The sequence below is a fragment of the Gemmatimonas sp. genome (assembly GCF_041689975.1).
In the GTDB taxonomy this organism is placed as follows: Bacteria; Gemmatimonadota; Gemmatimonadetes; order Gemmatimonadales; family Gemmatimonadaceae; genus Gemmatimonas.
Genome location: NZ_JBDNFF010000004.1, coordinates 1 through 17677, shown reverse-complemented (window position 1 = coordinate 17677; position 17677 = coordinate 1). Strand labels below are relative to the sequence as shown.

Sequence of the window (17677 nt, the reverse complement as noted above, 5' to 3'; positions counted from 1 at the left end):
TGGGTGCATCGTGGCCAGTAACGTACCTGGATGCACCGGCAGTGTGGATGAGATGCAGGTGTCCCGACAGAAACAGATCTACGTTGTAACGTGCAAACGTCGCGATAGCACGCTCGGCGCCAACTACAATCTCCACACCGGACAATCCGACAGGGATGTCGAAGGGGTGATGCGTGACCACGAGGCGAGCGACCTGCGGAGGGATCGTATCGAGAAAGGCCGTCGACGAGACCAGCTGATGCTCGCTGATAGCACCGCCCTTGAATGTCAACGAACGCGCGGTATTGATACCGACTACGGCGATCTCGTCGTCGAGAAACACCGGGTCGAGCTCGTTGGTGATGTGCGTGCGATATCGACCGAGTGGCGACAGAAACCGACGCATTACATCATACAGTGGTACGTCATGATTGCCGGGGATCACGAGTTGTGGTGTCGGCAGGCGATCGAGATAAGCGTGCGCCTCGATGAATTGTGCACGCGTTGCACGTTGGGTAAGATCGCCGGAGATGATCACAAGATCAGGCGTCAGCTCCCGGAGCAGCTGAACGAGTGGTGCAAGCGTGGCGGCGAGTGTCGTGCCGAAGTGCAGATCGGCAAGATGAGCGACCGTTCGCATTTATCAGGCGCGTGGCACAAGGACGCGCAGCGCGCCCCCTCCCGAGCGAAACAGGAGCGGAGTCGTGAGACGCAGCAGTTCACCGTCGATAGAGACACGCATGAGCGAACGTTTCGATTCGACCGTGAACTCGCTGCTGATGAGCAGTTCGAAGCCATCGCTCTCGCCCACGGCGACCATGGCATCCCAGATCAATCGCCAGCGGCTGCGCGCGCGGGATGTACACCGCCAGCATGCCGGACGTGAGCGATGGACGGTGCGGTTCCAGTGAGTCAGGATTCGTGTACTCGTTAGTGCCGACCAGCAGCGCTGCCGTGCGACGTAACAAGACGGTGTCGTTGGCGTGAAGGCGTACGCCGAACTGTCGATATCGAATAAGCGCCTGTACCGTCGCCGCGATCGCGGCGGGCCATTTCGCGAGACCGGCACGTTGCTTGGACTCGCGACGCTCGACGATCTCAAGATACAATCCCAGTCCGGCGTTGTCGAGAAAGATTCGCTCGTTTACCCCACCAACATCGACGTCGCGCACCACGCCATCGCGTAGCAGCTCGACGGCAGCAGCCATCGTCGTTGGGATACGCAGGTCGGTCGCGAAGTGATTCAACGTGCCGAGCGGCAGTACGCCAAGGATGACGGATGTGCCGACCACGGCAGAGGCGACGGCGTTGATGGTGCCATCGCCACCGCCGGCTACGAGCATGCTGGGTACGTCTCGCATAGCTTGACGGATCAACTCGTGCATCGTTACGTGCGCGTCGGTGCAGCGTACTTCGGCATCCGGCACGGTCGCGGCTAGCAACCCCAGCAGTTTTGCCCGATCGCGCTCATCTTTTATAGAACCGGCGCCGCTGTTGATCAATACGATAATCGCTGTTTTCACGAGCTTCGATGATTGACGGTGAGCGCCGTGATCCGATTGCGCTGACTACCCTGTATGTAATAGTCATGGTCGGCGTCGCCGCGTTGGTTACGTTCGTCGTGATCGCGTACGGTGTCACCCACGGTAATGCATTGACCGGCGTTGATCTGCGCGCTTTCGCCGGGCGCCAAAGCATGGTCACTGCTGAAGGTCAACGCGTCTGCGTGATCGTTTCACTCGTCGGTTCGCCGGCAGCGATGACGGTACTCGCTGTACTGGGTGCAATGTGGCTCGGGTGGCAACGCCGGCTGCTGCTCTTCGTTTCTTGGGTCACCGCCTTTGCTGGCGCCAGTATGTTTGTCGTCGTGCTGAAGCGGACCATCCATCGTGCGCGGCCCGGTGGCGCTGAGCTATTCCTCAATGGCGCGTCCCTCAGCTTCCCAAGCGGTCATGCGGTGGGGTCTGTGGTCGGGTTTGGCATGCTCACGTATTTGTTGTCATTGTACTGGGCTGAACGCAACATGCAACGTGTGTGCCTCGCGGTGATCGCTTCCGGTCTCGTCGGAGCCGTGGCATACAGCCGACTCTGCCTTGGCGTGCACTATCTGCACGATGTGATCGCTGGGCTCGCACTCGGCGTAGCGTGGTTGATCATCTGCCTTCTGACCACCGAATGCGCGTACCGCTGGCGTGCGAGCAACACCGCCTGAGTCTGCTGCCGTCGGGCAGAGTCACAGTCGCGGATTTCTTGCGACGGCCCGTCGTTTGCATCACCACTGGGAGCGGCGTTCAGTCACTCTGATCATCGCCGATCATCCTGTAACAGCGGGAGTACTACTGATGTCGACCGATATGCACAAGGAAGCCGTCTCTGTCATGAACGATCTGATCGAGACGTGCCGGGACGGAGAGAAAGGATTTGCTTCTGCGGCTGAGCGCGCCGAGCGGACTGATCTCAAGCAGATGTTCACCACCATGTCATCGCAACGCGCTGGTTTCACACATGAGCTTGAAGTTCAGGTGGAAGGCCTCGGTGAAAAGCCTGCGGATATGGGGCATGTGGCGGGAGCCGTACATCGCGGCTGGATGGCCGTAAAGGCAGCCGTGGCGAGTGACGACGATGGCGCGATCCTGGACGAGTGCGAGCGCGGCGAGGATTATGCGAAGAAGGCGTACGCCAGTGCGCTCGAGAAGGCACTGCCGGGCGACCTGCATTCGATGATTGCGCGACAGGCAGATGATGTACGCGCGTCGCATGACCGCGTGCGTGAACTCCGTAATCAACAGCACGAAGCACACGACGGTCCAATGGCGTAGTGTCGAACTAGGGAAAAATCGCGCGTCGGCCGTCGACTGATGTGAACATCGCGCTTTTGGAGTGTCCCACTCCGGGTATGGTCACCAGCCGGTGACTATTACCCGGAGTAAGTGCGTTCATGTAGTTCAATAGGGTAAGCCCGCGTTGATATCGCCGCGGACCCTGCAGGTCCGCACCGCAACTCACGTCGAGGTCTGCGGTCAGTGTGTCGGCGGTGCCGAGCATCACGATCACGTCGCGCGTCACGAGATTCTGCCGTACGAGTGACACCGGGAGGGCGTTGGCATACGTGTTTCGGCTATGCAATCCGTAGTGCCAATCGTCGTAGTCCACACAGGTCGCCGCCGATGTCGGTATCGCGAAGCCGCTCCCGGCAGCGCGCTCCGGCCCGAGGTACAGCCAAGTGGACGGGTTGGCTGCGATGTAGCGAATAGGGATGTCGGTAAGCGTTGTGGCGACGCGACTCGTGGCGGCATATCGGTGGAGCAGTTGTCCGCCGGCGGAATGGCCGACCAGCACAATGCGCGCTAGCCGCGGGAACTTGGTGCGAATGCCGAGGCGTACGAGAATGGTGTCGATCGCGGCATAGGAGCTGATGCGCGGCAACGGACCGGTGCTGCTCGATAAGTCGCCAGATCGCCATCCGCTGCTGGTCCACACGGGTTCGTCCGCGGCCGGTGCGTCATCGCTGGTTTGAAACTGCGGCGCGATAATGATCGTGGACGACGATCGGCCAGCCAGCGTGGCCGCTTCGTTCATGCTGGTGAAGTAGTCATTGGCGTTGCGTTCCGCGCCGTGTACGACAATCACCGCGTGTGTGACCAGCGAATCGCCGCTCGCGAGCGGGAAGCTCTGATAGCTCTCGAGAAATCGGCCTGGCATGATTTCGACTCGCGACGCGCAGGCGGCGACGCCCAATCGGCAGGGCTGCCGAGTCGGGACGGCCGGCGCGGTGGTCTCTGAACCGCTGCAGCCGAGGGTACTGACGGTAAGCGCCAGGAGAAGGCGAGTTGTCACGCGCGCCTACGGCTGCTTGACCAACTCCACCCGTCGGTTTTGCTGACGCCCTTCCGGCGTGGTGTTCGGCGCTGCGGGTACCGACTGGCCCATGCCCTTCGCGGACAAACGTGCCGCGCTGATGCCAACGGTCGTGGTCAGATACGTCCGCACGGCCTCCGCGCGCTTTTGCGATAGCGACACGTTGGTGGCCGTTACGCCCGTGTTGTCCGTGTGCCCTTCGATCAACAGCTTCAGCGTTGGGTTCTCGGTCAGCATCTCACCGATTTCCTTGAGTGTGGGCGAGCTCTCCGGACGAATGCGGTCGGAGCCTGGATCGAAGAAGATGCCCTGCGTGGCCACCCGGCCACTCTCCTCCAGCGCGTCGTATAATTTCCGACCGCCCGAGGCGAGCCGGATGTTGTGCAGCAGCACGGGTTCCTCAGGCGTTCCATCACAGTAGAACAACAGCTTGTCGCTACGCGTGTAGTCCAGGTTGGGAATGTTCACTACGCGCCGCTCGTTCACGTAGGCCTTGATATACCGACCATCAGCCATGACACGCGCCGTGAACGGCGTACCGATCAGGTCATCGTTTGGCGCCCGGGTGCCGATCTTCCGACCGTCTTTTCGCACCATCCCACCGTCATGTCTGGCGCCGAACCACACGTAGTCTTTATCGACTTCGCCAGATGGGTAGAGCCAGCATGCGCCTCTGCCTTCCGCCACGAAATCGAATTCGAGCGTCCAGCGCGACGGTAGGGTTGCACCCGCCGGTACATAGAACTTGTTGTCGTTGTTTCCCGCCATCTGCAGCCAGCGGGCACCCTTCCACATCACCAGTTCCACGTTGCCAGTGGACGCTTCAAGACGGCGGGGAAAGTCGCCGATCACGTCCTTGCTGAAATCATCGCTCAGCAGCGGCTTCTCCCCGGGCACAAAATCGTAATTCGCCCAAGCGCCTTCGCCGGCCCGCAGCCGCGGCGCCACGGGCGTCGTCTCCGTCTCGGCCGGCTCAACGGCTCCGGACTTGGTTGCACCAGCCTTGCTCACGCCGGCCTTCGAGGCAGCCGGCTTTCGCGACATCTCTTTGCCGTCGGAATCGGTGAGAATCACCGCGTTCCCGGTCTTCTCCGCCTTCTGGATACAGGCTTGATCCGTTGCCAGACACGAGATCGCGTTTTCGGCACCGTCGAGCATCTTGTCGATCCCGGCGTCCGTCTTCCGATTGACACGATCCTCGATTTTTTGCTTCGTGCTCTGCTCGGCCCGTTTTTTCATGCGGTCGAGGGCACCCTGCGAATGGGCCGGTGCTGGAGCCAATGCCAGCACCAGACCGGCGGTCAAAGCGCCGCGGCAAACGATCGAGATAGTCATACACACTCCGGAACGCAAAGATGAGAATTGTATTGTTGTGGCTCGCGCCGTATTCGTCAAGCATACGCCGTCGTACTGTTCCTGCACCGAGTGTGGGCGATATCGCTGTCACGAACCTATTTTCTTCGCCATATGCATCAAGAAGCCCCACCACTTGCGCCCGCCCTTCGCGAGCTCTTCGACATCATCCGACCGCTCGGCGTTGGTGGTATGGGAGCCGTCTGGCTGGTGCGTGACCGTTTTCTCGATCGATCGGTCGCACTCAAGGTGCTTCGTGACGGTCAGGCCGCACCCGACGAGCAGGAGCGGTTTCTTCGTGAGGCGCGCACGAGCGCCAAACTCGAGCACCCGCATATCATCGATGTGTATCGCGCTGACGAGACAGATGGGATCGTGTGGTTCACCATGCGCTACATCGAAGGCGAATCGCTCGGCGATCGACTTCTCGAGCGAAAGACCTGCCGGTCACCGACACGGTACGCGTACTCAGGGAGGCCGCGTGGGGACTGGCGTATGCGCATGCGCGCGGTGTCGTGCATCGTGACATCAAGCCCGACAACATTCTGCTCGATCGCGTCTCGGGCCGAGCCGTGGTCACGGACTTCGGTATCGCCCGCGATCACGGGAACGAAGCGAACGGACTGACGATGGATGGGCACGTCCTCGGGTCGGTGCACTACATGAGTCCGGAGCAAGCGTCTGGTGACGTGGTCGATGGACGGACCGACCTCTACGCCTTGGGTGTGGTGGGATATCGCGCGTTGACCGGTGCGTTGCCTTTCGATGGCTCGCCGCAGAGTGTGCTGGTGGCGCATGTCACGCGGCAAGTACCCTCGCTCGCCACGGCGGCGCCGCACGTGCCGGCCAGCGTCGTGGCCGTGATCGAGCGATGCCTGCGGAAGCGCCCTGATGAACGATACGGCACAGCCGATGAGTTGGCGAACGCGCTCGATGCGGCCATGCGCGACGCGGAGGCCGCCGAGAACACGGTGGCCGACGCAGCGCCTGGCGGCGTGCTGTCGGAGCCGGAAGCGCTCGCGGTGTGGCAGCGCGCGGCGCAGCTACAGGCGCAAGCTGCGCACCGCATGGAACGCACCCCCACGCTGCGGGCGCCGACCGCGAACGAGCAGTCTTCTGGCGAGAGTGGGACTTATCGCGTACGCGATGTAGAAGCCGCCGCTGTGGAAGCCGGCATATCACGCCAATATGTCGCGCTCGCGCTCGCCGAACGTCGTACCCAGGCGACGCTTGCGGCGCTCGACACGGTGTTCACCGCCGCACCGTATAAGCTCAAGTTTAACGATGCGGTGAACGGCCACCCACTCGATGGCGGCATCCTTCGCTTTACGATGCCGCGGCTGACGACCAGCGGTCTCGCTAACTTCTTCAGCATGTTTTCCAAAACCAATCGTTTTGCGTCCCGATTGGAGTCGTTGGAATTGTTCGACTTGCATGTGACGCTCAGCGCTCGCGGAACGGCTGAACGACCAACATGCGAAATGGTGATCACCGGCGATCTCCGTACCGGTTTGCGTCGAAACCTGTACACCGACTGGGGCATGATGGCGTTTCACGCGACGATCGCGGGAACGATCGGCACGACGGCTCTGGCCGGCGTCGTTGGGTCGGCGGCACTCGCGGCCATCCCGGGTGTCGCACTGGGCGGTATGGCGGCGGTCGGCTCGATCATCTGGTATAAATGGCTGTATCGTCAGGTGTTCGAAAAGACCGTGGTGGAATTGCAGGATCTGATGGCGGCCATCGAACGTCACCTGGCGCGAGAACAGCTGTTCCGGGCGGGGCCTGAGGCGGCGTTGACTTCGGGGCGATAGGCGCTGATAGCGAGCGCACCACGACAGGCCAAGCGTCTTCGTTGTCGTGGCGCACCCATTCTTACGGTACTTCTTCGGCCGTCAACTCCCGATGTTCGGATTTGCCAACCGCTCGGCGTCCGGCAACGGCCAGCAGCGCTGGTCACCGTACACGCCGCCCTTCGCGTACTGGACACCGATTGCCGGCACTTGGGCGAGGTTGAATCGCTTGATGTCGAACCAGCGGTTGCCCTGCAGAAACAGTTCGCGCCGACGCTCTTCGGCCACGGCCGCGTCGAAGTTGGCGGACTCGCCCGCCGAGAGCGCTGGCAGCCCGATACCGGTGCGGCCCCGGAGTGTGTTGAGAATCGCGACACCGTCGGATCCGCTGCGGGCCTCGGCGAGAATGAGCTGCGCCTCGAGTCCGCTGGCGATCGGGTACGTTGCGGTGATCAGGTGAATTTTCCCTGCGTCCACAGCTGATTCACTTGATCCGTTGCCAGCCGATTCGCGTTCGTGGAGATCACGCGAAGGTCCGGCGCGCCGGTCCATGTCAGCGCCCGATACGCGGTCGCGATCGACACGGAGAACGACTGGTTGTTCTGCTGGAACGCGCGGTTGTTACGTCGTCCAATCGTCGCGTCGGCCGTGGCGTTGAAGACGAATGACACCGGCACCAGCGCCGCGTCGGACGCCGCGCCCACCTTCAGTCCGCGATTGATGCGTGAGCGCGCCCGACCCACGTACGCGAGGTTCAGCAAATTGGCATCACTCGCGGGCGTGGCGGCGGCAATGGCTTTGGAGAACCGTACCTCGGCTGAATCGAACATCTGCGCTGGTGTGAGCGACCGCCCAACGTTGATCGCCTCTTCGCAGAAGCCTTCGCCCAGCAGCAGACTGAATCCGGCCATCGCCGAGTTCACGGCGATCAACCGCTGCCGGTTCGGGACCTGCGCGTCGGTCCACTCTTCGAGCTTTTGCACCGCTTGATCATTGGTATAGCGGGCGGTGTTGATCGGCGTGTAGACACCGATGCCTTCGCATCCGAAGGTGACGTAGACGGCATCCACAGCGAGGGTGTTGCGACGATCGTACGACCAGCGTTGCGCAGTCTGCGTCGTTTCCACGAGTTCATTGGCGGCGAGTCCGCTGGCCACCGCATATCCGCCCAGCGCGCACTCGTAATCGGCTACGGCCGACGCCGAGATGAGCGCGGCGTTCGCCGGCACCAGATAAGACATGTCCGCCAGGCGACTGGGTGTCTTCACCGAGAGTAGTTGATCGAAATTGCAGGCAGTCGTTGCGCCAAGCGCCAGCGCCGCCACCAGAACCTTCAGCATCGTTGAGCGCATGATGATCAGAAGTTGAGAGAGACAGTCGTGACGAATTGACGGAGCTGCGGCAGGACACTCTGTTCCCATTATCCGAGGGCACCGCCGCGCGCACCACCGTTGAATGACGCTTCGGGTTCGATACCGGGGAAATTCGTGCGTAGGCCGAGGTAGCGACCGGCGAATGTGATCGACGAGCGGCTGGCGCCGATGCGGCTCGCGAGTCGAGACGGCAGCGTGTAAGTGGCCGACAGCTCGCGGAAGCGCATGAAGCTCGCGTCGGAGATCAGGTGATGCGTATAGGCGGTACCTGCCTGCACGGCGCCGAGCAGGGCCTTGTCCTGTACTTCATCGGGGAAGTAGAGCTCACGACACAACACGAACGCGCCGCAGCGTACACGGTAGTTGCCGTCCAGCTTCTTGTAGCCACCGCGCCATTCGACGAACGCGTTGATGCGCAGGTTCTTGAAGAGCGTGAGGCCTGCCGCGATCGTGCCTTCAGTTTGCGGCACGCTGTTGCCTAGGAAGACACGCGGCGCCGTGGCACAGGCGACCGTCCCCCCTTGACCGTTGTCGCACAGAAGGTTCGTGGCGCGCTTAGTCGTGGCATCGTAGTGGGCCGACACGACGCGCCGGTCCCACCAGGCACCCGGTGCATAGCCGACCACATGCTGGATGTTGTTGGACACCGACACCACTTTGTTGGCACCGAGAGATGCGATGTTGTACGTGTTCGTGCTGCCACTGAGCGTGAGGTCGAACGAGACGTTGTCGCGTTTCAGCGGCGTCGTGCGCACCATCCACTCGAAGCCGTTCCGATTCACGAGGCCGGCGCCTGCCGCGAGAGAATCGCGTCTCTCGTCTTGCCGTTGAAGTACGTGAATTCCACGCCGACTCGATCGTTCCACAGGCCAGCGTCTACACCGAGTTCCAACGCGGTGCTCGTTTCGGGGCCGAGATTGGGATTGCCGGCCGACGACGGCGTGAGGAAGCCGCCACTGGCGGAATAGGTGCGGATCGCGTCGAACGCGCCGGGCTGCAGACCACTGGCGCCGTACGCCGTGCGCACACGCAGCTGATTGACGAACGACGGGATCGGTAACCCGGGCTCTTCGCTGAGCACGTACGACGCGCTCAGCTTCGGGTACGTGACGGCGTCGAAGTTCGTGCCGAACGCCGAGTTGTCGTCGGTGCGAATGGCGGCGGTGACGAAGAGCCGATTGTTCCACGCGAACTGCTGCTGAATGAAGGCGCCGATGGTATTGTTCTCGAACACTTCGTCGTCGGACACGTTGCGGATGGTCGCCGACGCAATTGACGTGAGACCGGCGGCGGGGAATGTGATGCCCGAGATCCCGTGGAATCGTGAGCGACGCAGGTACAGGTGACCGCCCACCGACGTCACACTGCGCAGCGAAGACGTAACCCCGAACTCGGCGTTCGCCAAATAGTCCATCGTTGTATACGTCACATCGCGGGTCGAGGCCGAGATCGTGCCAGCGGTGGGCAGCCCACTGCCCGCGAACGCTGCATACGTGGCACCGATGATATCGTTGCGCGGAGTGCGGTTTTCGTTATTCTCCGCCAGACGGTCGACGCCGAGAATGAAACGATGGTTGAAGAACGACGTGGGGCGATTGGTGAACTGGAAGCTGCCCGTGAAGCGGTCCGCATCCTGGAAGATATCGTTTGGTTCGTAGTACGCATTTGGCGGACCGGAGCGGAAGCCCAGCTGCGGATTGTTCGGATTGCGCGACGGGACGCTTACGCCGCCATAGAGGAAGGTGGGCGATGTAAAGAGCGTCCCCCACACGGCACCGCCGGCACCCGATTCTGCCGGGACATACGTGCGCCCGATGGTGTATCCGAGAGACGAGGTTACATCGAGCTTCGGACTCGGATTCGCGCTGACATTGACTCGCAAGTTCGAGCGGTTGAGGCGATTCACGCGTTCGGCACCGCGATTCTCCTCGTAGCCACCGCCGACGTAATAGCGAATGGCACTCGTGCCGCCGCTCACGGACATCTGCATGTCTTGGAGCTGTCCATTCGTGAAGATGTCGTTGCCGAATCGCGAGTTGAGCGAATCGTTGAGCTGCCTGGTGCTGACACGGACCGTGTCCAGCGCCGTCGCACTGCCCGCCCGCGGCACGGTGCCGTAATTGTCGGGAAAGCGCGTCAGGAAGTCCGGCAGCCAACTGCTGCCCATGCGCCCCGTGAAGCTCCACACGGGTTTACCGCCGTCGTGTGGGGCAATGCCGACGGCATTCGCGCGGACGTCGTGCGGCCGCTATCTCTTCCACGTGTACATTCGCGCTCTCATTCACCTGCTGTTCACCGCGGCGCCGCAGCTGCGCCGCCCGTCTTCGCCGACGGCGCTCGTGGCCCGCGCGCTGCAACTGCCGCTCGCGCCCGACCGCCTTCGCCTGCTGCGTGGTACGGTGTGGATAGCGGAAACGCGTGATATCCCGACTTCTGCGAAGTCTCGGTAAGTTCGGCATCGTCCTCAGGCGGAATCCGTTCGGTGCGTGTCGAACGGGCAGGGCGACGCGGCACGATCGCGAACAGCCGGAACACGGAGACTGCGGATCGCACCGAAACGACCACGGATAAGCGGCGTGGAATTCTCACGGCAGTTTGTACCCCATCAATGTTTTTGCTTATTCGTGTTGTTTCCATTCATCGGTGTCATCCGTGTTCTGGCAGTTTCGGAGCGTGTCGAGCGGGCCGATCGATGTGGGTCGTCAACCGTGCCCCCGTTGCCGAGTCCGACGACGGCTCAGGCTCCCACCCGCCGGCGCCGGAGATACGCCGGCGTCACCGCACGTTCCACGGCGGCCAGTACCAAATCCACCACCACCGCCAGTGCCGCAGCCGGCAGTGCCCCGGACAGCACCAGCCGCGAATCCGCGAGTCCCAGACCCGTGATGATCGGTTCGCCCAGTCCTCCCGCACCGATAAAGGCCGCGAGGGTGGCCGCGCCCACCGTAATTACGGCCGACGTCCTCACCCCCGCCAGCACCGCCGGAGTGGCGAGCGGCAGCTGCACCCACCAGAGCCGTTGCCAAGCGGTCGTGCCCAACGCTTCACTGGCCGCCACGGCGTCGGGATCGGCGTTCGAGACCCCGCTGTACGTGGCGCGAGCAATGGGCAGCAGCGCGTACAACCACAACGCTACCAGCGCTGGCGCGAGCCCAATCCCGAGCACCGGAATCATGAAGGCCAGCAGCGCCAGTGATGGAATGGTCTGTACAACGCCGAGCCCCTGCATCACCCACGCCGCCGCACGGGGCGTGCGCGTGAGCAGCACGCCAAGTGGGACGGCCACCAGGATCGCGGCCGCAAGCGCGATGCTCACCAGCACCAGATGCTCGCGAATCAAGCGCCACGTTTCGGCGCGTCGTGCCCAGCTGTACGCGAGAAATCCGGTCGTGGTCGCGCGAGGCTTCTCGGCAACAGTCGCCGTGCCTACCGCCCGTACCAGCGCGAGCTCGGTCAGCGCCCCGCGCGCCACATCCGCAATCGGGCGCTGCTCCACTTCGATCGACGCGTTCCAGCGACGCACATCACTCTCGGTGAGCCGTCCACTCAAACGCGACAACACCGCGATCACATCGGCGCGCTCGGCGCTCACGCGCGGCGAGACGAGCGCCGCCGCTTCGTACGGCGGGAAGAAGTGGCGATCGTCCACCAACGTGATCAGATCGAATCGCGCCAGCAGGCCGTCGGTGGAGTAGCCATCGATGACATCGATCGCGCCAGTGGAGAGTGCCTGATACTTCACGGCGGGGGCCAGCGGACGCACCGAGCGTAGCGAGATGCCGTAAAAAGCCCGTAAGCCGACAAACCCGTCGGGACGGCCAATGAAATCGCTGGTGAACCCCGCCTGCAGGGCGCCCGACTCGCGCGCCAGATCGCTCAACGTACGTAACTGATACCGTGCGGCAGTCTCTCGTCGCACCGCAATGGCATAGCCGTTTTCAAATCCCAGTGGCGGTAACCAGCGCACGCCGTAGCGCCGGACGAATTCATCACTGACCCGCGCGAACAACCGGCGTGGATCTTCACGCATGGCGGTGGTCATCGAGTCGCGCAACACCGCGAGCAAGCCGGTGCCGGTGTACTCGGGATACACATCGATCGCGTTAGTGCGCAGTGCTTCGAACGCGACTTCCGTGGCGCCAAGCCCGGGGCGTCGCGTGACCCGCATACCCTCAGACTCGAGGAGCTGCGCGAACATCTCGGCCAACAAAAACGACTCGCCGAAAGGCTTGGAGGCGACCACGACTGCGGGTCGTTCCGGTGCGGCCTGCGCCGTCATGTGGCGCGGTATGCCCAGCCCCACTAGCAGGACAGCTGCCGACTGCAACACGCGACACAGGCGCATCCGCGGCGACCGCGCTGTACTCATTGCCCCACCAACGGTCGGACGGCGGCGGTGGCACGGTGAAGCAGCTCTTTCACGTACTCGGTGGAGGGAGCGCGCAGCAGCGTGGCCAGCGTGCCGATCTGTTCGATGACACCACCGCGCATCACCGCGATCTCGTCGGCCAGTCGCGCGGCCTCGGCCAGGTCGTGCGTCACGAGCACGGCCGTAAACTTCAGCTCCGCGCGCACGTGCTCGAACGCCTCGTGCACCACCGCGCGCGAGAGAGCGTCGAGCGCGCCGAACGGTTCGTCGAGCAGGACAATATCCTGCCGCGCCGCCAGTGCCCGGGCCAACGCCACCCGCTGCCGTTGTCCCCCGGAAAGTTCATGCGGCAGTCGACCACCGAACTCGGCGGCTGGCAATCCCACCAGCGTAAGCGCCTCGGCGGCCGCACGCTCGGGGTCGGCGTGGCCGATCAGGCGCGGCACCAAGGCTGCGTTACGTAGCACCGACCAATGGGGGAGCAGGCCGCCGGTTTGCGGCACGAACCCCAAGCGACGGCGCAGGGCGTCGCCTGGGGTGCCGCGCACATCTACCCCATCCACGCGCACCGTGCCGGCGCTGGGCTCCACCAGACGGTTGAAACAGCGCAATAGCGTGGTCTTTCCGGATCCGCTCTCTCCGACAATCGCCAGCAGCGAGCCGGTGCGGACCTTTAGCGACACGCCGCGCAGGGTGGGCGTGCTGCCGTACGCGTGATGCAGGGCCTCGGCTTCGAGCGCGACAGTCACAGTGTTACGGTCCCGGTGACGAAATGGTAAACGTGCTAAACTTCCGAAACTTATCGACGGTTCCCGGGCTTCGTTCAGTTACGACTCCCCGCGTTGTATTCCCGCCCCTCGTTGTCACCATGTCCGCTACCGTTTCGCCGTCCGCACTGGTCACCAGGTTCCGCGCTGTGCGTGCCGCGACCGAAGCACTCTGTGTGCCGCTCGAGGTTGAAGATTACGTGGTCTCGAGCATGAGTGATGTCAGCCCCACCAAGTGGCATCTGGCGCACACCACCTGGTTCTTCGAGACGTTCCTGCTCGCGCCGCACGCCGATGCGTACACGCCACTCGAACCGCGCTACGCGTTTCTCTTCAACTCGTACTACGTGCAGGCCGGTGAGCGGCATTGCCGCGCCCAACGTGGACTCGTGACGCGCCCTACGGTGGCCGAGGTGTACGCCTATCGGGCCTATGTAAACGACGCCGTACTGGCGCTGTGCGAGCAACTCGCCGATGATCCGGCCCATGCGGCGTGGCGCACGCTGGAGCTGGGGCTGCACCATGAGCAGCAACATCAGGAACTGCTGCTCATGGATGTCAAGCATGTTTTCTGGACCAACCCCATGCGCCCTACCTATCGGCCGGCGCCGCGCGCCACACCGACGGCGGTCCCGCAGGGATGGCAGCCCATCGAACCGGGGCTCGTGGAGATCGGTCACCCTGGCTCCGATTTCGCGTTCGACAACGAAGAGCCGCGGCACCCCGTGTACGTGCACGGCGGGCGTCTGGCGCATCGTCTCGTCACGAATGCGGAGTACGCGGCGTTCATCGCCGACGGTGGCTACCGGCAGCCGGTGTTGTGGTTGAGCGCCGGCTGGGCCACGGTACAGGATCAGGGGTGGCGCGCACCGCTCTACTGGGAAAAGCACGACGGCGCGTGGCAGGAGTTCACACTTTCGGGCATGGCACCGATCGTGCCGTACGCTCCCGTTACCCACGTGAGCTTCTTCGAGGCCGATGCGTTCGCGCGCTGGGCCGGGCATCGCTTGCCCACCGAGGCCGAGTGGGAAGTAGCGGCGTCGGTGCATCCGGTGGCTGGACGATACGTGGAGCATGGAGCCTTTCACCCCATGTCCGATGACCGGGAAGGCATGCAGCAGCTCTTCGGCGATGTCTGGCAGTGGACCGCCAGTCCATATGTGGGCTATCCGGGCTTTCGGGCGTCGCCCGGCGCCATCGGCGAGTACAACGGCAAGTTCATGGCCGATCAATGGGTATTGCGCGGTGCCTCGTGCGCCACGCCGCAGTCCCACGCACGGCTCACCTATCGCAACTTTTTCCCGAGCGACACGCGCTGGCAGTTCTCGGGCATCCGACTGGCAACCGACGCATGACATCCAACGCCCAGCGCCTTCCGGCCACAAGCGACAACCAGCAATACGACGCACAGGAGCGTGACCTCGTACTGCGCGGACTCACCAGCGACGTGAAGACGCTGCTTCCGTCGTTGTTCTACGACACCGCGGGCGCCGCACTCTTTGAACAGATCTGCGAACTCCCCGAGTACTACCCCACCCGCACCGAGCTCTCGATTCTCGCGGAGCACAGTGCAGCTCTCGCGGCTGCGGCGGGGGAATCGGTGGCGCTGATTGAATACGGCAGTGGTGCCGGCATCAAGGTGCGTCTGCTGCTCGATCACCTCGAACGGCCCGTGGCCTACGTCCCGGTCGACGTGTCGCAAGCACAACTGCTGCGCGTGGCCGAAGAACGCGCCATGCAGTATCCCGGGTTGCAGGTGTTGCCCGTGTGTGCCGATTACACCCAACCGTTGTCGCTGCCAAAGCTGTCGCCCGCCGCTCGCCGCGTGGCGTTCTTCCCGGGCTCGACCATCGGCAACTTTCATCCCACCGAAGCAGCGGCGTTTCTGCATAGGGTGCGGCATACCGTGGGGCCACAAGGCGGCATGATCCTCGGCGTGGATCGTCGGAAAGACCCGCAGGTACTGCACGACGCGTACAACGATGCGGCCGGCGTCACGGCCGCGTTCAATCTCAATCTGCTCACACGTCTCAATCGCACACTCGGTGCCACGTTCGATCTCGGTACCTTCCGGCACGTCGCGTTCTTCAACGATGCGGCCAGCCGTATCGAAATGCACCTCGAGTCCACGATAGCGCAGCAGGTGCGCGTGGCCGATGTCGACATCACGTTCGAGGCCGGTGAGACCATTCACACCGAGTGCTCCTACAAGTACGACGAACCGCGACTCGAGGCACTCGCCGAAGCCGGTGGCTTCCGTATCGCAACGCTTTACACCGATGCGCGCGACTGGTTCTGGGTCGCGTGGCTGCGGGCCGTTTGATTTTTGTTCTGCTCCGTGCGCCCACTGATCGAACGGGCGACAACTTCATCCCCTGAGAGGTACGCGTGAAGGCTATCTGGAATGGCGAAGTAATCGCCGAGAGTGATGATACCGTGGTTGTGGAAGGCAACCATTATTTTCCCGATTCGGCGCTGCGCCGCGAGTTCTTGACGCCGAGTGCGTTGCACACGAATTGTCCGTGGAAGGGCACGGCGAGCTACTACTCGTTGCAGGTGAAGGGCACCGAGAACCGTGATGCCGTGTGGTACTACCCCGCGCCCAAGGCCGGGGCCGAGCAGGTGGCCGGACGGGTGGCGTTCTGGAAAGGGGTGCAGGTGACCGCATGACAACGGCGGCGCAGACGCTCACTGCTGACGCGATCGTCATCGGCACGGGGCAGGCTGCGCCGGCGCTCGCCACCGCGCTGGCGCGGCGCGGCGAGCGCGTGGTGGTTTTTGAAGGTGGGGAGCTTGGGGGCAGTTGCGTCAATGTCGGCTGTACCCCCACCAAGACGTTGCGCAAGAGCGCGCGCGTGGCGCACCTCGTGTCGCGCGCCCACGAATTCGGTGTGCATACCGGCCCGATCACCATCGACTTCGCGGCGGCCATGGAGCGCATGGCCGGCATCGTGAATGCCTCGCGCACCGGGCTCACGAAATGGATGGAGAAGACGGAAGGGCTGACCATCGTGCGTGAGTGGGCGCAGTTCGCAGGTCGCGAGGCGAACAATTTTGTGGTACGCGGCGGTGCCATCACCGCGAGCGCGCCGCGGGTGTACATCAACAGCGGCACGCGCCCCTCCGCGCCAGCCATACCCGGTTTGGCAACCGTCCCGTACCTCACGAATGAAACGGTCATAGCACTTCGTGAGCGGCCGAACCACCTCGTCATTCTGGGCGGCAGTTACATCGGCCTCGAACTCGGACAGATCTTCCGGCGACTCGGCAGCGACGTGACCGTGATCGAAGCGGGAGGTGCCGTGGCCGGCCGTGAAGACCCGGACATCTCGGCGCGCCTTGCCGACATGCTGAAAGCCGAGGGCGTGTCGCTGCGCACCGGCACGACGGTGGAGGAGGTGGCGTTGTCGGGGCCGGAAGCGCTCGCGCTCACGCTGCGCGACGGCACCACCGGCAACGTCACGACGATGCAGGCGTCGCATCTGCTCGTGGCCACCGGGCGCCTGCCGAATACCGAGCAACTCGGGTTGGAGCACGTGGGGCTGGCAGTCGATGCGCGTGGCTTCATTCCCGTGAACGGTCGGCTCGAGACAGCGGTCCCCGGTCTCTGGGCGCTCGGTGATGTGAACCGGCGCGGAGCCTTCACGCACACCAGCTATCAGGACCACGAAATCGTTCTCGCCAATCACACCGGTGGAGAGCGTACCGCCGACGGGCGGGTGACCACGTACGCGGTGTTCACCGATCCGCCGCTCGGCCGGGTGGGACTCACGGAGACCGACGCGCGCTCCCTGATGGCGCAGGGTCGCCGGTTCCTGTCGGCGTCGCACGAGATGAAGTTCGTGAGCCGAGCCAAGGAAGAGAGCGAGACGGTGGGCGTGATCAAGGTGTTGGTGGATGCACAGACCGAGCGCTTCGTGGGCGCGACGCTACTCGGGATCGGCGCTGACGAAATTGTGCAGATCATCGGGGCCATGATGGCCGCCGATGCGCCGTATCAGGTGTTACGCGACGCGTTGCCGGTGCATCCCACCGTCACCGAATTCTTCCCGACGATTCTGGGAAAGTTGGCTCCGCTGGTGTAGCGAGTGCGGTGACCACTCGCGCGCGGTTACCGTTCGTCGCCGGCAATCGGCACGCGATCTTTCACCTTCTCGAGCACGCGCTGAAAAGCCGCGCGCGATC

General features: G+C 63.3%; 17 protein-coding genes and 1 pseudogene. 8 read left to right on the top strand and 10 right to left on the bottom strand.

Going from position 1 to position 17677, the window contains the following annotated elements; translation table 11 throughout:
* A partial coding sequence (locus ACESNG_RS00200) for a metallophosphoesterase (protein WP_373067209.1) occupies nucleotides 1-619 on the bottom strand: 619 nt, incomplete at its 3' end.
* A 79-nt stretch (nucleotides 620-698) separates the two neighbouring features.
* The gene (locus ACESNG_RS00195) at nucleotides 699-1502 is read right to left on the bottom strand and encodes a diacylglycerol kinase family protein (protein WP_373063610.1); all 804 of its coding nucleotides are present in this window, start codon (nucleotides 1500-1502) and stop codon (nucleotides 699-701) included.
* 65 nt (nucleotides 1503-1567) lie between these two features.
* On the opposite strand from ACESNG_RS00195, the gene ACESNG_RS00190 reads away from it, so the two are divergent.
* Both ACESNG_RS00190 and ACESNG_RS00185 read left to right on the top strand, forming a co-directional pair.
* A complete protein-coding gene (locus ACESNG_RS00190) occupies nucleotides 1568-2191 on the top strand; it encodes a phosphatase PAP2 family protein (RefSeq protein WP_373063608.1) in 624 nt (207 codons plus the stop codon).
* Between the two features lie 130 nt (nucleotides 2192-2321).
* On the top strand, nucleotides 2322-2798 hold the full coding sequence (locus ACESNG_RS00185) for a PA2169 family four-helix-bundle protein (protein WP_373063606.1): 477 nt from the start codon (nucleotides 2322-2324) through the stop codon (nucleotides 2796-2798).
* A 7-nt stretch (nucleotides 2799-2805) separates the two neighbouring features.
* On the opposite strand, the gene ACESNG_RS00180 is transcribed toward ACESNG_RS00185, so the two are convergent.
* Complete coding sequence (locus tag ACESNG_RS00180) at nucleotides 2806-3681, bottom strand: alpha/beta hydrolase (protein WP_373067207.1); 876 nt, start codon at nucleotides 3679-3681, stop codon at nucleotides 2806-2808.
* Nucleotides 3682-3822: 141 nt separating this feature from the next.
* Nucleotides 3823-5172, bottom strand: coding sequence for an OmpA family protein (locus tag ACESNG_RS00175; RefSeq protein WP_373067205.1), 1350 nt, complete (start codon nucleotides 5170-5172; stop codon nucleotides 3823-3825).
* A 132-nt stretch (nucleotides 5173-5304) separates the two neighbouring features.
* On the opposite strand from ACESNG_RS00175, the pseudogene ACESNG_RS00170 reads away from it, so the two are divergent.
* Nucleotides 5305-7004 (top strand): annotated as a pseudogene (locus ACESNG_RS00170) (serine/threonine-protein kinase).
* A gap of 81 nt (nucleotides 7005-7085) precedes the next feature.
* Here the strand turns inward: ACESNG_RS00170 and ACESNG_RS00165 are convergent.
* The 4 genes from ACESNG_RS00165 to ACESNG_RS00150 form a co-directional block, all read right to left on the bottom strand.
* Nucleotides 7086-7460: a RagB/SusD family nutrient uptake outer membrane protein gene (locus tag ACESNG_RS00165; RefSeq protein WP_373063598.1), complete on the bottom strand. Its 375-nt coding sequence runs from the start codon at nucleotides 7458-7460 to the stop codon at nucleotides 7086-7088.
* A complete protein-coding gene (locus ACESNG_RS00160) occupies nucleotides 7436-8335 on the bottom strand; it encodes a hypothetical protein (RefSeq protein ID WP_373067202.1) in 900 nt (299 codons plus the stop codon). The genes ACESNG_RS00165 and ACESNG_RS00160 overlap by 25 nt, the downstream gene beginning before the upstream one ends.
* 68 nt (nucleotides 8336-8403) lie before the next feature.
* On the bottom strand, nucleotides 8404-9138 hold the full coding sequence (locus ACESNG_RS00155; RefSeq protein WP_373063592.1) for a hypothetical protein: 735 nt from the start codon (nucleotides 9136-9138) through the stop codon (nucleotides 8404-8406).
* Nucleotides 9135-10544 carry a TonB-dependent receptor domain-containing protein gene (locus tag ACESNG_RS00150; RefSeq protein WP_373067200.1) on the bottom strand — a complete coding sequence of 470 codons (1410 nt, stop codon included), beginning with the start codon at nucleotides 10542-10544 and terminating at the stop codon, nucleotides 9135-9137. Before ACESNG_RS00150 ends, ACESNG_RS00155 begins: the two co-directional genes overlap by 4 nt.
* Before the next feature lie 73 nt (nucleotides 10545-10617).
* Here ACESNG_RS00150 and ACESNG_RS00145 point away from each other — a divergent pair, with 73 nt between their 5' ends.
* Entirely contained in the window at nucleotides 10618-10806 is a 189-nt protein-coding gene (locus ACESNG_RS00145; RefSeq protein WP_373067197.1) for a hypothetical protein, read from the top strand.
* Between the two features lie 287 nt (nucleotides 10807-11093).
* Here the strand turns inward: ACESNG_RS00145 and ACESNG_RS00140 are convergent, their stop codons facing one another.
* Both ACESNG_RS00140 and ACESNG_RS00135 read right to left on the bottom strand, forming a co-directional pair.
* The gene (locus ACESNG_RS00140; protein WP_373063586.1) at nucleotides 11094-12635 is read right to left on the bottom strand and encodes a glycine betaine ABC transporter substrate-binding protein; all 1542 of its coding nucleotides are present in this window, start codon (nucleotides 12633-12635) and stop codon (nucleotides 11094-11096) included.
* An 86-nt stretch (nucleotides 12636-12721) separates the two neighbouring features.
* A complete protein-coding gene (locus ACESNG_RS00135; protein WP_373063584.1) occupies nucleotides 12722-13474 on the bottom strand; it encodes an ATP-binding cassette domain-containing protein in 753 nt (250 codons plus the stop codon).
* 119 nt (nucleotides 13475-13593) lie between these two features.
* On the opposite strand from ACESNG_RS00135, the gene egtB reads away from it, so the two are divergent.
* The 4 genes from egtB (at nucleotide 13594) to ACESNG_RS00115 (ending at nucleotide 17577) form a co-directional block, all read left to right on the top strand.
* Nucleotides 13594-14847, top strand: a complete 1254-nt coding sequence (egtB, locus tag ACESNG_RS00130) for an ergothioneine biosynthesis protein EgtB (protein ID WP_373063582.1) — start codon at nucleotides 13594-13596, stop codon at nucleotides 14845-14847.
* Nucleotides 14844-15815, top strand: a complete 972-nt coding sequence (gene egtD / locus ACESNG_RS00125) for an L-histidine N(alpha)-methyltransferase (protein WP_373063580.1) — start codon at nucleotides 14844-14846, stop codon at nucleotides 15813-15815. The genes egtB and egtD overlap by 4 nt, the downstream gene beginning before the upstream one ends.
* A 65-nt stretch (nucleotides 15816-15880) precedes the next feature.
* Entirely contained in the window at nucleotides 15881-16162 is a 282-nt protein-coding gene (locus ACESNG_RS00120; protein WP_373063578.1) for a DUF427 domain-containing protein, read from the top strand.
* A complete protein-coding gene (locus tag ACESNG_RS00115; RefSeq protein WP_373063576.1) occupies nucleotides 16159-17577 on the top strand; it encodes a mercuric reductase in 1419 nt (472 codons plus the stop codon). Before ACESNG_RS00120 ends, ACESNG_RS00115 begins: the two co-directional genes overlap by 4 nt.
* Nucleotides 17578-17677 lie beyond the last annotated feature (100 nt).